The organism is Gilliamella sp. B14384G12 (assembly GCF_016101825.1).
Lineage (GTDB): Bacteria > Pseudomonadota > Gammaproteobacteria > Enterobacterales > Orbaceae > Gilliamella > Gilliamella apicola_N.
In genome coordinates this window covers 122677-137463 of record NZ_JACFPU010000008.1, presented here as the reverse complement: position 1 = coordinate 137463, position 14787 = coordinate 122677, and the positions used below count along the sequence as shown (strand labels likewise).

Here is a 14787-nt window from a genome sequence, read left to right as displayed (position 1 = left end):
TTAAAAGGCCTGACTCCGGTTGAATATCGAAATCAGGCCTTACAAGCCGCTTAATAAAAGTGTCCAACTTTATGGGGTCACTTCATAATGGCGCTTTAGAATATTATAATCGTTATCGAAAAAATCAATGACAACCACAACCACCGTCGCCACCACCACAACAACCTTGATTATCATCTTCTTCGTGATCGTGTCCACCACAGCCACAACCGCTATGTCCATGATCGTGACCATGTTCACCATGAATATGTCCATGAGCAATTTCTTCTTCTGTTGCTTCACGGATAGCTAATACTTCACCGGTAAACTTCAAATCTTGACCTGCTAACATATGATTGCCATCGATAGTGATATTATCTCCATCAATTGCTGTTATTTCCACTGGTAGCGGTCCATGCTGAGTATCAGCAAAAAAGCGCATACCAACTTCTAATTCATCTACACCAACAAAAACATCTCGTGGAACATTTTGTACAAGTGCATCATTAAAATCACCATAAGCATTAATTAGCTCAACATCAAATTTATCACCGATTTGACGACCTTCTAATGCTTTTTCCAAATCTGGTAATAAGTTTTCTGCTCCATGCAAATATTCACAAGGTGTGACTTTAGTTGCTTCATCAACCAATACACCATCTTTAGTTCGAACTTGAAAAGCTAAACTGACAACTTTATTTTTTGCTATTTTCATTTTTTCTCCAATAAACTTTTATTGAGCAAATTAAGGTAGATTTTAACGGAAAAAATCTAATCTGTATGCTATTTTCTTCTGAAAAAATTTGAGGTGAAAATTAGAAGATTTCTTTTGAATCTTCAGTAAGATTTTTTTAAAAAGCGATGCTTAAATTGGTTAATATTTGTAATATGTCTACTAATATTTTATATTGTTTTGTATAAATCTGTCATTGCTAAATTAAAGTTATTCTGTTTTAGAAATTAATCATTCATTGTTGTAATTAAATAATTTATAGATAACTTATTTAATTAATTAAAAATTTGAAACTAACTAAAAATGATAAGGAGTGATTGTGTTAAATATAAATCAATATTTTAATGGTAAAGTGCAGTCCATTGGTTTCCAAAATGCCTCTCTTGGCCAAGCTTCTATTGGAGTAATGTTACCTGGTGAGTATATTTTTAGCACCGACAAACCAGAAGAAATGACCGTGATTACTGGTTCATTAAAAGTACTATTACCTACAGCAAAGGATTGGCAGATTTTTGAAGTAGGGCAGGTTTTCCATATCGCAGGAGAAAGCCAATTTGATGTTGTAGTTGTAGAACCTACTGCTTATTTGTGTCGATATTTAGCAAAATATTAAATTTCCCATAATATTTTTGCAATATTTAATTCATCAGTTTTAGTTAGTTATAGGCATAGATATAAGCGACTATCCGCTTTTTAGCTGATTTTTATTTTGCTATGAAATATTCTCCCGTAATTTCACGGGAGAATAACGGTGTTGGGAACTATTTAAGTTCTAACTCATTCATTGCTGCGATACTAAATCCGCCATCGACATGTACCACTTCACCAGTAATTCCTGATGCAAGGTTTGAACATAAAAAGGCTGCTGAATTACCAACATCTTCTATTGTTACTGTACGACGAATAGGAGTAACCGATTCGCAGTGAGATAACATCTTTTTGAAGTCTTTAATGCCTGATGCGGCAAGCGTACGAATTGGGCCTGCTGAAATTGCGTTAACACGAATTCCTTCTGGTCCCATGGCGTTTGCCATATAACGAACATTTGCTTCAAGGGAAGCTTTAGCTAATCCCATTACATTATAGTTAGGAATTGCGCGTTCAGCACCAAGATACGAAAGTGTTACTAATGCTGAATTTGGATTTAACATTGATCGACATGCTTTTGCCATAGCAACAAAGCTATAAGAACTAATATCATGTGCGATAGCAAACCCTTGACGCGTAACCGCATTAACATAATCACCATCTAATTGGTCACCAGGAGCAAAAGCGATTGCATGCACAAATCCATCAAATTTGTCCCATGTTTTTGCTAATTCAGTAAAAAGTTCAGTGATGCTTTCATCATGTGACACATCACATGGTAAGACGATTTTAGAATCAAAATCCGCTGCAAACTCTTCAACGCGTGTTTTTAATTTATCATTTTGATAAGTAAAAGCTAATTCAGCCCCTTCACGATGCATAGCTTGTGCAATACCATAAGCAATAGAACGATTACTGGCAACACCAGTAACTAGTATGCGCTTACCTACTAAAAATCCCATAATTTTTCCTCTAATATTTTTACTACATAGTTTAGGATAGTGATGATTATATGTTGATAAAGTTAACTTCGCCACAAAAATTCATTTTTTGATTGGTTGTTTTCAGTTCCATAGCTTAAAACAAGCGTTGTTAATTTTATTAATAGTTGACTATAATAGTAAACTATTATCGTTTGTAGATGGTGAAATTATTATGGAAAATTTAGTTTGTTATAAAACGTTACCTGTTTGGAATGTTAAAACACTGCCACAAATGTTTTGCGAACAACACAATACACAAGTTGGAACATGGGCAAAATTGACAATCATTGCTGGTTATTTAGATTTTGAGTTATTAACTGAACAAGGTGAAGTTTTAACTCGGGACCATTACGATATACAACACCAACCTCCATTTATTGCACCTCAGCAATGGCATCGTATTGCTGGAGTTTCTGATGATTTACAATGTCAATTAGCTTTTTATTGTCAACCCGAAGACTATACACATAAAAAGTATCAAATAACAAAAACACATTCTGAAGTAATATCTGCTTGCCATATTGTACCGGTTGGAAAAGCACTCGATCTTGGTTGTGGTTCTGGACGTAATTCACTATATTTACAGCTGTTAGGGTTTGATGTTGATGCAGTTGATAAATCCGAATTAAGTATAAATAATTTAGAGCAAATTATTAATAGTGAGCATTTATCTCGCATTAATGCTGATGTTTATGATATTAACCAAGCTAATTTACAAGGTGAATATGATTTCATTATTTCTACTGTAGTTATGATGTTTTTGCAATCAGACCGAATTTCAGACATTATTGATAATATGCAATTAGTTACTAAATCAGGTGGATATAATTTAATTGTTTGTGCTATGTCGACTAAAGATTATCCTTGTCAGGTCGGATTTTCATTCACATTTAAAGAGAAAGAATTGCTTCATTACTATCAAAATTGGGATATTTTAAAGTATAACGAGGATGTTGGTGAATTACACAAAACGGATATTTATGGTAATCGAATTAAATTAAGATTTGCTACACTTTTAGCTAAAAAACGATAAATATTACAGGATAGCATCCCGTAATATTAATATATTTAAATTGTTATTCGTTTACATTGAGTCTTTCACCAACCTCAAACCAAGCTTTACGAGAATTTAATAGATCTTGTGCTGACATAGGTTTTTTACCCGCAGGTTGTAGCAGTGTCATATTTAATGCTCCTTCACTGGTTGCAATACAAATTCCAGTTTTATCTACCTGCAAAATGGTACCAACAGGTTTATTGTGATTAATTGCAATAGCTTGTGCTTGCCATACTTTAACCAATTCACTATTAACTTCAAAATAACTTACAGGCCAAGGATTAAAGGCTCGTACACAACGCTCAAGTTGCTGGGCAGAAAGATGCCAATCTAATTTGGCTTCTTGCTTTGATAGTTTTTTAGCATAAGTCGCTTGCGAAGGATCTTGTTTTTCAGGATGAATATTGCCTTCGCTGATTAAATCTAGTGTTTTGAGTAATGCTTGTGGACCAAGTTTAGCCAATTTATCGTATAATGAAGCGCTTGTATCAGTTGGTTCAATGTTACAGTTTAGTTTATATAACATATCACCAGTATCAAGGCCCGCATCCATTTGCATAATGGTTATACCAGTTTGTTTATCACCAGCCCAACAAGCTCGTTGAATTGGGGCTGCTCCACGCCATCTTGGTAATAACGAACCATGCACATTTAAGCAGCCAAGTTTTGGCGTATCTAAAACTGATTGTGGCAAAATCAATCCATAAGCTACAACAATCATAATATCAGCATTAAGATCACTAATGATTTTTTGATCTTCTGATGATTTAAGCGTTGCCGGTTGATAAATCCGAAGATTATTTTCTAACGCCAATTGTTTAACCGGACTGGCTGTTACTTTGTTGCCACGTCCAGCAGGACGGTCAGGTTGTGTAAAAACTGCAATCACATTATGATTAGAGTCAATTAATGCTTTTAAATGAGTGGCTGCAAAGTCAGGCGTACCGGCAAAAATAATATTTAACGGTTTAGTTGTCTGTTGCATAAGTTTTATATCCATAATAAAAAATAATGATTATAGTTGAAATTTCGTTGAGAATCTTTAAACAAAAAAGGTGCCATTATTTATTACTGAAAGCACCTTATTATCATATAGGGTTGTATTGTATAAAATTAGTAGCAAAATTATAAAGGTAGGTTACGTTTAATCATTGCTTCTTTATAGGTATCGAAAACTTTATGTTGCAATTTTAAACCATATTGATAAAAGATCCCAAATATAAAAAATGCCCACATTGTATTATCTTGATTTTTTTTGGACATATTGTAGTTTTTTGTTAATTCCTCATCGCTCATTTCTCCTGATTCAACAAGTTTTATAATTCTTTGGCAATAAAGCTTATTCATAAGTCCAACAAATGTTGCTAAACCGATAAAAATAGCGGCAACAACGATAAGAGCCATAATAGTTTGTATGATATTACTCATTTTTTAACACCTTTATCTTCCTATAATTCAATTAATTATTTTTAATAATATATTTTTCAACCAATAAATTTTAACAAAACGTTTGTTATAAGCAATCGAAACATCATTAATTTTTAAAATGGAAAAAATATAGGTACTAGAGCAATGTCTACTACCATCACCAAAAATGTTAATGGTACGCCAACTTTAACAAAATCAATAAAACTGTATCCACCAGGCGCAACAACCATGGTTTTAACTGGCGAAGAAACAGGTGTAATAAATGACGCAGATGTCGCAATGGCGACAGTCATGGCAAAAGGATAAGGTGAATAATTAAATTTTACCGCTAAATCAATTGCGATTGGAGCAATCAAAATTGCAGTTGCAGTATTAGAAATAAATAACCCTACTGTTGAGCATAATAAAAAGATAAAGGTTAATACCATGTATGGACCAAAAGATCGTAGATGAATTTCTAGCCATTCAGATATTAGCGAAATTCCTCCCGTTTTATTTAAAGCTACAGCAAAAGGCATCATCCCAATAATTAAAATTAATGTTGGCCAATGAATGGATTTATAAGCATTGGCCATGTCAATACAACGAGTAGCTCCCATTAATAGACAGGCAATAAGTGCAGCAACTACATTTGGTACAATACCTGTAACCATCAATAGAATCATTATCGCCAAATTTATTAAAGCTGCGGGGGCTTGTGAGCTTGCAGGAGCAATATCGTCAATATCTGCAGGGTAATCTAAGACCACAAAATCATTAGTACGTGTTTGCAGTTTTTGAATTGATCCCCAATCTCCACAGACCAATAATGTATCACTCATTTCTAAACGCTCTTGGAATAAGTTGTTTGTTTCAACTGGAGCGTGATTGCGCCAAATACCAATTACTGTTAGAAAGTATTTTCCTCTGAAATCTATTTCATTGAGTGTTTTACCACATAGTGTTGATTCTGGTAGTAGTGCAACTTCGGCCATGCCAACTTCTTTAACTTGTTCAGAAAAATATTCACCGCGTAAAATTTTAGGTTCCAGATTATTTGTTGTCAGAAATGTTCGGTAATCGGCTTCTGAATGCGACATATCTAATAATAAGATATCATTTTCACGAAATTCGGTTGAACCATTTACTGGTATTAATACTTTATGAAATTTACGCCAACGTTCAATACCGATAACATTAACACCATGTTTAGTACGCAAGTGTAAACCATCAATAGTTCGTCCTACAAAAGGCGAACCGGCCAGTATTTGTGCGCGGTGAGCACGACCAATTAATTTATAGTCTCGAATTAAATCAGTTATTTTTCGTCTTTGTGGTTGAATATTAGTTGGTGTAACTTGTTCTGCAGTAAGCAACCAATTGCGTGTTAATATACAATAAATAACGCCAACAATTAAAACACCAATACCAATTGGCGTAATTGAGAAAAATCCAAACTCTTCAAGTGCGGCACGACTTAGTTCACTATTTACTACTAGATTGGGGGCGGTGGCAACCAATGTCATCATGCCACTAATTAATGCTGCAATACAAAGAGGCATCATTAGTTTTTTTACATGAATACCTGTATGATTAGCAATACTAATAGCAACAGGAATAAAAATAGCAACGACGCCTGTTGAGCTCATCACTGAGCCAAGTAAAGCGACGCCTAACATGATACAAGTGATAATACGAATATCATTTTGGCCAGCTATTTTCAGAATATATTCGCTCATCTTGTATGAAATACCCGTTCTTACTAGGCTTTCACCAATAACAAAAAGTAGTGCAATTAAGATAATATTGGGGTCACTAAATCCAGATAGAGCTTCAGCAGGCGTTAACACACCTGTCATGGTGATAGCTGTAATGGTAAGTAGTGCAATTATGTCCATTCTCAATTTGCTAAGTGAAAATAAGATAATGGCAATAAGAAGCAATATACAAACAACGATGAGAGGATAATATTGGGTTAAATAATCAGGCAAAAAAGCAGCAGTAAATGACATTAAGCCATGCTCAGATGACAAGTTTTTCACAAAAATAACTCAATGAAGTAGGTTTTATTTTATACATAATACCTTGATTTATTGTAATAGGGAATATTTTCTATTGCTGTTTATTTAACAATAATTGATCATTTATTACCTATTTAACATTTTTTGCTATTTTTTCATAACTCATTCGCTTTAACAAAACTTAGGTGTAATTTACTGAAATTAACTTATTCAACCGATAACCCTTGTTTAGGAGAGAATATGTCATCAAAGAAAACAGTTGCACAAATTATAGTTGATATTTTAGGTGAAGCAGGTGTTAAACATTGTTATGGTATTGTAGGCGATACATTAAATCAAATTACCTCGGCTATTAAAAAAAGTGATATTGAGTGGGTTCATGTACGCCATGAAGAAGTTGGTGCTTTTGCTGCTGGAGCAGAGGCTTATCTTACCGATCAAATTACCGCTTGTGCTGGTTCTTGTGGACCCGGTAGTTTACATTTTATTAATGGTATTTATGAAGCACAAAGAAATAGAGTACCCGTTATTTTATTAGCGAGTCAGTTAATTACTTCGCAACAAGGAAACGATTTTCCACAAGAAGTTGATTTTGAAGCAGTATATAAAAATTGTTCTGTATTTTGTCGGGAAATTAGTGATGCTACTCAAGTAAGAGAAATCACTACTGCGGCTATTCAAGCAGCTATTAATCAACGCGGTGTTGCGGTGTTGGTGATTCCTTATAATATTAGTTTAGAGAAAGTAGAAGATAAATGTGGTCACAAGATTTATCATCCTAAACCAATAATACGCCCATCAGATAAAGAGTTGGCTGAAATTGCAGATATTATAAATAAAAATCAAAAAGTGACCATCTTTGCTGGTCAAGGCGTGTATGATGCTCATAATGAGCTTATTGCATTTGCCGAAAAAATAAAATCTCCTATTGTACATACCTCTAGAGGTAAAGATTTTGTTGAATATGATAATCCATATAATGTCGGTATGACTGGAATGTTTGGTGTTAAATCAGGAACGATGGCAATTAAAGAGTGTGAAGTTCTTATTCTGCTTGGTACTGATTTTGCGTGGTCTCAATTTTATCCAAATAATGCCACAATTATTCAAATTGATATTGATGCAACTCACTTAGGACGACGTCATCGAGTAAATGTTGGTGTTGTTGGTAGCAGTAAACCAACTTTAGCTGCTTTGTTACCTTTAGTTAACGAAAAGCATGATACTAAGTTTTTAGAAACATGCCGAACATTGTATAGTAGTGCTATGAATAAGTTGAATAAAAAAGCATTACCCTCCAAATCTACTATCCATCCCCAATATTTAACTGAATTAATTGATAAATATGCAACCGATGATGCTGTGCTTTGTGCCGATGTTGGTTCGGCTATGGTTTGGGCTTGTCGACACTTTAATACTAATGGCAAAAGACGAACTGTAATTAGTTTAAAACATGGCACCATGGCCAATGCCATGCCACAAGCTTTAGGTGTTCAAAAAGCGTTTCCTAATCGTCAAGTGATCACCTTATCAGGTGACGGTGGTATTAGTATGTTATTGGGCGATTTATTAACGACAATCCAAGAAAAATTACCGATAAAAATAATTGTACTTAATAATAGTTCACTTAATTTTGTAGAATTAGAACAAAAAGTAGAGGGCTTAGTTAATCACTATACTGATTTACAGAATCCAAATTTTGCCAAAGTAGCGGAATCGATGGGATTATTTTCAATAAGAGTTGATGATTCAGATTTACTTGAAGCTGCAATGCAATCATTTTTAACCCATAGTGGTCCAGCGCTTTTGGACGTTAAAACCAGTACGGATGAACTTGTTATGCCACCAGAGATAAAGGCTTCGCAAGTCATGGGGATGGCTCTTTATAGTATGAAAGCTTCTTTGAGTGGGAAAATAGGTGATGTAATGAATTTATTGGTTGATAACTTTATCAAGAAATAATTTATAAAGTTATTATTAATAATTTTTGTCAAAAAGTTTCAGGTTAAGGGTACGTTTCAGTATATTTTTACTGATTTCTGCCGCATATTGCGGCAGAACTATTAATTTAGAAACTTACTGCACCTTCTTCAGCAGAAGTTAAATTTTCCCGAATAATAGTAAATAGTTCTCGTCCATAACCAATATGTGAATTTGATAAATCAAAGCGATGAGGTTGGCGCTTAGCTAGCTCTGTCTCGTCTACTAATAACGTTATTTCGCCAGTCTGTCCATTAACTCTTATCATATCTCCATTTTTTATTTTACTTAATAAGCCACCATCATAGGCTTCAGGTGTTACATGTATTGCTGCCGGTACTTTACCTGATGCTCCTGATAATCTACCATCGGTTAACAAAGCAACCTTATATCCTCGATCTTGCAAAACTCCCAATGGTGTTATCAATTTATGCAGTTCAGGCATACCGATTGCTTTAGGGCCTTGATAACGAACTACTACTACACAATTTTTATCTAACTTACCGGCTTTATAGTCATCATCTAAGTCATATTGACTATTAAAAACAACGGCAGGAGCTTCAATGATCTGATGTTCTGGAGCAATAGCTGAAGTTTTCATTACTGCTCTACCAATGTTGCCTGACATTACTTTTAATCCACCATGTGAATTAAAAGGTTTTTTTATTGATGTAATAACATTTTCATCTAATGATTGATTTGGACCCTCTCGGAAAATAAGTTTACCATTTTCTAAAATTGGCTCTTTGATGTAATGGCTCAATCCTCGTCCCACAACCGTTTCAACATCTTCGTGTAATAAACCACCTTCAAGTAATTCTCTAACCAATAATGAAGTCCCACCTGCAGCTTGAAAATAATTAATATCTGCAGGTCCATTTGGATAAATTCGACATAAAAGTGGTACGACTGTTGAAAGATCTGAAATATCGTCCCAATTAACAATAATGCCGGCAGCTTTAGCTATTGCCACTATATGCATTGTTAAGTTAGTTGAACCACCTGTTGCAAGTAATGCAATTAAGCCATTAACGATGACTCTTTCATCAACCATTTTTCCAATAGGCATATAATTACCTGATTGCTTAGTCAGGCGGGTAATCTGTTTAGCTGCAGCATTGGTTAGTTCGAAACGTAAAGTTGTTTCTGGATTGACAAATGCAGATCCCGGCAAGTGTAATCCCATTAATTCAATCACCATTTGGTTACTGTTTGCCGTTCCATAAAAAGTACAAGTACCACTAGAATGATAAGATGCAGCTTCTGACTCTAATAAATCTTCACGCGAGGCTTTTCCCTCAGAGTAGAGTTGACGAATACGAACTTTTTCTTTATTCGATAGTCCAGATGGCATTGGTCCTGCGGGTACAAAAATTGCGGGCAGATGACCATAGGTTAAAGCTCCAACTAATAAACCCGGTACAATTTTATCGCATATACCAAGATATAATGCACCATCAAACATATTATGTGAAAGCCCCACAGCAACCGACATTGCAATGATATCTCGGCTTATTAATGACAGCTCCATTCCAGGTTCACCTTGAGTTACTCCATCACACATTGCTGGTACTCCCCCTGCCATTTGTCCAACGGCTCCAACTTCATTTAATACTTTGCGAATTTGTTCAGGGTAGAGTTCATAAGGTTTATGCGCTGAAAGCATATCGTTGTAAGAACTAATAATACCGATATTACTCTTTAAGATATTTTTTAAATCATTCTTATCTTCAATACAGCAAGCTGCAAAACCATGTGCTAAATTGCTACATGGTAATTTAGAGCGGGTGACTTTATTAAGTGTTGCATCTTCTATTTTTTGCAGATAGGCTGTGCGAGTAGCTTTGGAACGTTCAATAATTCGCTGTGTTACATTTTTGACAGTTGGATTCACATTAACCTCTTGTATGATTTTTATTTTATATTTTATTTGTCGCGCTGGCATATTGTGCATATGACTTGTTGGGTATCATGCACAACTCTTTCTAATGGTTGTTCTATATTGACTATATACACATCTTTTTCATCAGCGGTTGGTTCTTCAAGAGTGTCAAATTGCGATTGCAACATCCCTGTTTTTTGATAATGTCCCTTTCGTTTTGCTAAACGATCAGCGATTACATCATAACTACCTTTTAAATAAATAAAGTGTACATTCTCGTTTTCGCCACGGATGATATCTCTATATTTTCGCTTTAAAGCTGAGCAGATGATAATAGAAATATCATTAACGTTGCTCATTGCAAATGCGGCATTACTAATCAAATTAAGCCAAGGAAAACGATCTTCGTCATTTAATGGCGTCCCACTACGCATTTTTAAGATATTTGCTTTAGGATGTAAAAAATCACCATCAAGAAATGCTGCATCAAGGTTGTATGAAACTTGCTTGGCAACTGCGGATTTTCCACTACCAGAAACACCCATTAATACAAAAACTTGTTTATTATTTTTCGTCACAGTTGCTCCTTAATTGAAATATTGTTACGGGTAACATTTTTGCATATTAGATTTTTTTTTCAATTTAAAAAACTCCTTTTTGTGATCATGATCATATTTTTCCTCATAAACATAAATAATCACGAAGTTAAGTTTTGATCTTTATTTTAAAAAAATAGATTTCGATCACAAAAATATAAAAGTCTGTTTGCTTTTTAAATCGAAAGTAAATAATCTTTCGTTATATATTTTGTTTTCGAAAGTAAAATGAAAGAATTTAATAGAAGTACAACAATGGAGATTAAATATGAACAAGTGTCAGCTTCTTTTCGAAGACAAGCTCAAGTTTGACAATCAGCAAGAAGTATTAACTTATATTAGTGAGCATTTACAGCAAAAAAAAATCGTCAAAAAGAGCCACTTAAAAGCTTTAATTGAAAGAGAAGCTTTATTTCCAACAGGTATTGCCCTTGATGGTTATGCTGTAGCGATTCCACATTGTGAGGCTGAACATGCTAATACACCCGCAATTTTTATTATTCGCACTCAAAGTCCAGTCGCTTTTAATCGAGCTGATGATGACTGTACTGTTGATGTTTCCCTCATTATTTCATTAGTTGTAACTTCCCCTGAAGATCAACTTGATTTGTTGAAAGCACTTTTTTCAAATTTACAAAATAAAGAATTCTATCACTTCTTATTAAAAGCGCCACAAGATGAAATTACAGAGCGTTTTAGTAAAGTGATATTTAATTAAAAAGTTATTTAGGAGGCATTATGAAAAAGAAGATTATTGTTGCATGTGGTGGTGCAGTTGCAACATCAACTTTAGCTGCAGAAGAGATAAAAGATTTATGTAAAGAAAATAATATCGAATTAGATCTTATTCAATGTCGGATTAATGAAATTAACACCTTTATTGATGATGTCGATTTAATTTGTACTACAGCAAGAATGGATCAGACTTTTGGTGATATTCCAATTGTACATGGCATGCCTTTTGTTTCAGGTGTTGGGATAGATCAGCTAAAAGATAAAATTTTATCTATATTGAAAGGATAAATCTATGTTTACTGAAATTATGCAGTACATTTTGGATCTTGGTCCATCAGTAATGTTACCCATTGTCATTATTCTATTTTCATTAGCATTAAGAATGAAAGTGGGTGATGCTTTAAAAGCGGGCATTCATATTGGTATAGGATTTGTTGGTATTGGTTTAGTTGTTGGTTTACTAACAAGTTCAGTTGGTCCAGCTGCTCAAGCTATGGCCGAAAGATTTGATATCAGTTTGAATGTGGTTGATGTTGGATGGCCAGGTGCTGCACCGATGACTTGGGCATCACAAATAGCCTTGGTTGCGATACCTATTGCGATCGCAGTGAATATTGTCATGTTATTGGCAAAATTAACACGAGTCGTTAATGTCGATATTTGGAATATATGGCATATGACATTCTCTGGGGCACTTGTTTATATTGCAACAGGTTCCTACTGGTTAGGTATTGCAGGTGTTATTGTTCATGCCATTATTGCGTATAAATTAGGTGATTGGTTTTCTAAAGATACTAAAGAGTTTTTTGAACTTGAAGGGATTGCCGTTCCTCATGGTACATCAGCTTATTGTGGGCCAATTGCGGTGTTTGTCGATGCTGTAATTGAAAAAATACCAGGGATTAATAAGATTAATTTTAATGCTGTAGATATGCAAAAACGGTTTGGTGCGTTTGGTGAACCAGTAACGGTTGGTTTATTTATGGGCATTATGTTAGGACTTTTAGCTGGATATGGTGTGAAAGAAACATTACAACTCGCTATTCAGACAGCTGCGGTAATGTTATTAATGCCACGTGTAATTAAACCGATTATGGATGGCTTAACACCAATATCTAAACAAGCTCGTAAACATCTACAATCAAAATTTGGTGGACAAGATTTTCTCATTGGTTTAGATCCTGCCTTATTATTAGGACATTCAACAGTTGTTTCTGCTAGTTTAATTTTCATACCACTAAGTATTTTTATTGCCATTATTTTACCAGGCAATGAAGTTTTACCATTTGGTGATTTAGCTACTATTGGCTTTTTTATCGCAATGGGTGTGGCTGTTCATCAAGGTAATTTGTTCAGAATCATTATTTCAGGTTCAATCATTATTGCTATCACGCTTTGGATTGCTACACAAATGGTTCCTTTGACAACTCAACTAGCAATCAATGCCGGTACTGTCACTGATGGTAGTAGTATTAGTGTAGGAGCAATGGATCAAGGTGGCTCACCAATTACCTATATTATGGTTCAGCTAGTGAACTTAAAACAACCTATTGGCTTTGCTTTTATTGGATTGTTTTACCTCTTCTGCCTATTTTTAACATGGAAGCGAGCTAAAAGAAATGAGCTATTTTTAAAAGAACAACAAATAGCACAATCAGATGAAATAAAAAAATAGCCCATAAATCGTATAAATAAATGTAGTTTTAAGGCTTTCACTGAATAAGCAGTGAAAGTCATCTCTCAAAATAATTTGATTACTAATTAAGGAAAATAAAATGAAAGCGGTTATTGTTAATGAAGGGGGATCTCTATCTATAGAAGATATTGACATACCCAAAATTACATCTCCAGATCAAATTTTAGTAAAAGTTGCTTATTGTGGATTATGTGGATCCGATATTCCTAGAATCTTCCATCATGGAGCACATTTTTACCCTATTACGCTTGGACATGAATTTAGTGGCACTGTCATTGAAATAGGCGATGATGTAACTGAGTTTGACATTGGTGATTTAATTTCTTGTGTACCATTGTTACCATGTTTTAAATGTGATGAGTGCCAAAAGCATTACTATTCACTTTGTAAAAATTATACTTTTGTGGGTTCAAGAATAACAGGAGGTTTTGCTGAATATATTGTATTAAATAAAAAAAATGCATTTAAATTACCAAAACAGGTAAGTGCTCTTGAAGGCGCCTTTTTTGAGCCGATGACAGTTGGAATGCACGCACTATTATTAGCGGGTGGCTGCCAAAATAAACATGTCGTAATTGTTGGCGGTGGAACAATCGGTCTGCTTGCTATGCTTTGTGCCAAGGCAATGGGTGCGAGTTCTATTACCGTTTTAGATATTAATGATGAACGACTAAATCTTGCAAAACGACTAGGTGCTGATGCTACTTATAACTCTAAAAATCTTAGTTCTGATGAAATTTATCAAGTTTTATCTTACAATCGTTTTGATCAAATTGTATTAGAAACAGCTGGTTCGCCAATTACTGTCAGATTAGCCATTGAAATTGCTGGCCCTAGATCTAAAGTGGGCTTGGTTGGTACTCTCCATAATGATTTTACCTTATCAGAAAAAACGTTCGGTCTTATTTTACGAAAAGAGTTACAAATTTTAGGAAGTTGGATGAACTATTCTGCGCCATGGCCCGGTGAAGAATGGATATTGGTAAGTCAGTTTTTTGTAGAAGGTAAAATAAATCTTAATGAATTAATCGCTGTGATTGGTGATTTTAACACATTTATTCATAAAGTTAGCGATTTAAATGGGCATTCAATGAATGGCAAAATTTTATTGAATTGCAGTTAAAAGTTTG

Annotated in this window: 14 protein-coding genes; 7 read left to right on the top strand and 7 right to left on the bottom strand. The window is 34.4% G+C overall.

Translation table 11 applies throughout. From position 1 onward, the window contains the following. Positions 1–124 precede the first annotated feature (124 nt). Entirely contained in the window at positions 125–694 is a 570-nt protein-coding gene (gene slyD / locus H3S73_RS09580) for a peptidylprolyl isomerase (RefSeq protein WP_198236412.1), read from the bottom strand. 337 nt (positions 695–1031) lie between these two features. Here slyD and ppnP point away from each other — a divergent pair, with 337 nt between their 5' ends. After that, positions 1032–1325 (top strand): pyrimidine/purine nucleoside phosphorylase, encoded by a 294-nt coding sequence (ppnP, locus tag H3S73_RS09575; protein WP_039131519.1) that lies wholly within the window; start codon positions 1032–1034, stop codon positions 1323–1325. Between the two features lie 148 nt (positions 1326–1473). Here the strand turns inward: ppnP and fabI are convergent, their stop codons facing one another. Then, positions 1474–2262, bottom strand: coding sequence for an enoyl-ACP reductase FabI (gene fabI / locus H3S73_RS09570; protein WP_198236413.1), 789 nt, complete (start codon positions 2260–2262; stop codon positions 1474–1476). A 193-nt stretch (positions 2263–2455) separates the two neighbouring features. Here fabI and tehB point away from each other — a divergent pair, with 193 nt between their 5' ends. Then, positions 2456–3316 (top strand): SAM-dependent methyltransferase TehB, encoded by an 861-nt coding sequence (gene tehB, locus H3S73_RS09565; protein ID WP_198236414.1) that lies wholly within the window; start codon positions 2456–2458, stop codon positions 3314–3316. 43 nt (positions 3317–3359) lie between these two features. On the opposite strand, the gene fmt is transcribed toward tehB, so the two are convergent. The 3 genes from fmt to H3S73_RS09550 all read right to left on the bottom strand — a co-directional run bounded on the left by fmt (position 3360) and on the right by H3S73_RS09550 (position 6759). After that, positions 3360–4325, bottom strand: coding sequence for a methionyl-tRNA formyltransferase (gene fmt / locus H3S73_RS09560; protein ID WP_198236415.1), 966 nt, complete (start codon positions 4323–4325; stop codon positions 3360–3362). Positions 4326–4465: 140 nt separating this feature from the next. Continuing rightward, a complete protein-coding gene (locus H3S73_RS09555; RefSeq protein WP_198236416.1) occupies positions 4466–4768 on the bottom strand; it encodes a hypothetical protein in 303 nt (100 codons plus the stop codon). 113 nt (positions 4769–4881) lie between these two features. Next, entirely contained in the window at positions 4882–6759 is a 1878-nt protein-coding gene (locus H3S73_RS09550; RefSeq protein WP_198236464.1) for an SLC13 family permease, read from the bottom strand. Positions 6760–7008: 249 nt separating this feature from the next. On the opposite strand from H3S73_RS09550, the gene H3S73_RS09545 reads away from it, so the two are divergent. Next, positions 7009–8730 (top strand): thiamine pyrophosphate-dependent enzyme, encoded by a 1722-nt coding sequence (locus H3S73_RS09545; RefSeq protein WP_198236417.1) that lies wholly within the window; start codon positions 7009–7011, stop codon positions 8728–8730. A 106-nt stretch (positions 8731–8836) separates the two neighbouring features. On the opposite strand, the gene edd is transcribed toward H3S73_RS09545, so the two are convergent. After that, a complete protein-coding gene (edd, locus tag H3S73_RS09540; protein ID WP_198236418.1) occupies positions 8837–10642 on the bottom strand; it encodes a phosphogluconate dehydratase in 1806 nt (601 codons plus the stop codon). A 32-nt stretch (positions 10643–10674) separates the two neighbouring features. Beyond that, positions 10675–11175 carry a gluconokinase, GntK/IdnK-type gene (locus tag H3S73_RS09535; protein WP_065603392.1) on the bottom strand — a complete coding sequence of 167 codons (501 nt, stop codon included), beginning with the start codon at positions 11173–11175 and terminating at the stop codon, positions 10675–10677. A 319-nt stretch (positions 11176–11494) separates the two neighbouring features. Here H3S73_RS09535 and gatA point away from each other — a divergent pair, with 319 nt between their 5' ends. The 4 genes from gatA to H3S73_RS09515 all read left to right on the top strand — a co-directional run bounded on the left by gatA (position 11495) and on the right by H3S73_RS09515 (position 14780). Next, positions 11495–11944 (top strand): PTS galactitol transporter subunit IIA, encoded by a 450-nt coding sequence (gatA, locus tag H3S73_RS09530; RefSeq protein WP_086326030.1) that lies wholly within the window; start codon positions 11495–11497, stop codon positions 11942–11944. Positions 11945–11964: 20 nt separating this feature from the next. Then, positions 11965–12249 carry a PTS galactitol transporter subunit IIB gene (gene gatB / locus H3S73_RS09525; RefSeq protein WP_065603261.1) on the top strand — a complete coding sequence of 95 codons (285 nt, stop codon included), beginning with the start codon at positions 11965–11967 and terminating at the stop codon, positions 12247–12249. Between the two features lie 4 nt (positions 12250–12253). Beyond that, entirely contained in the window at positions 12254–13636 is a 1383-nt protein-coding gene (locus H3S73_RS09520; protein WP_198236419.1) for a PTS galactitol transporter subunit IIC, read from the top strand. Between the two features lie 100 nt (positions 13637–13736). Further along, positions 13737–14780 (top strand): alcohol dehydrogenase catalytic domain-containing protein, encoded by a 1044-nt coding sequence (locus tag H3S73_RS09515; protein WP_198236420.1) that lies wholly within the window; start codon positions 13737–13739, stop codon positions 14778–14780. Positions 14781–14787: the final 7 nt, after the last annotated feature.

Bases quoted from the DNA above. Each gene is read 5' to 3' on its own strand.
- H3S73_RS09555 (WP_198236416.1), bottom strand. From the start codon at position 4,768: ATGAGTAATATCATACAAACTATTATGGCTCTTATCGTTGTTGCCGCT.
- H3S73_RS09515 (WP_198236420.1), top strand. From the start codon at position 13,737: ATGAAAGCGGTTATTGTTAATGAAGGGGGATCTCTATCTATAGAAGAT.
- fmt (WP_198236415.1), bottom strand. From the start codon at position 4,325: ATGCAACAGACAACTAAACCGTTAAATATTATTTTTGCCGGTACGCCT.
- H3S73_RS09535 (WP_065603392.1), bottom strand. From the start codon at position 11,175: ATGGGTGTTTCTGGTAGTGGAAAATCCGCAGTTGCCAAGCAAGTTTCA.
- H3S73_RS09550 (WP_198236464.1), bottom strand. From the start codon at position 6,759: ATGTCATTTACTGCTGCTTTTTTGCCTGATTATTTAACCCAATATTAT.
- gatB (WP_065603261.1), top strand. From the start codon at position 11,965: ATGAAAAAGAAGATTATTGTTGCATGTGGTGGTGCAGTTGCAACATCA.
- gatA (WP_086326030.1), top strand. From the start codon at position 11,495: ATGAACAAGTGTCAGCTTCTTTTCGAAGACAAGCTCAAGTTTGACAAT.
- fabI (WP_198236413.1), bottom strand. From the start codon at position 2,262: ATGGGATTTTTAGTAGGTAAGCGCATACTAGTTACTGGTGTTGCCAGT.
- slyD (WP_198236412.1), bottom strand. From the start codon at position 694: ATGAAAATAGCAAAAAATAAAGTTGTCAGTTTAGCTTTTCAAGTTCGA.
- H3S73_RS09520 (WP_198236419.1), top strand. From the start codon at position 12,254: ATGTTTACTGAAATTATGCAGTACATTTTGGATCTTGGTCCATCAGTA.
- H3S73_RS09545 (WP_198236417.1), top strand. From the start codon at position 7,009: ATGTCATCAAAGAAAACAGTTGCACAAATTATAGTTGATATTTTAGGT.
- tehB (WP_198236414.1), top strand. From the start codon at position 2,456: ATGGAAAATTTAGTTTGTTATAAAACGTTACCTGTTTGGAATGTTAAA.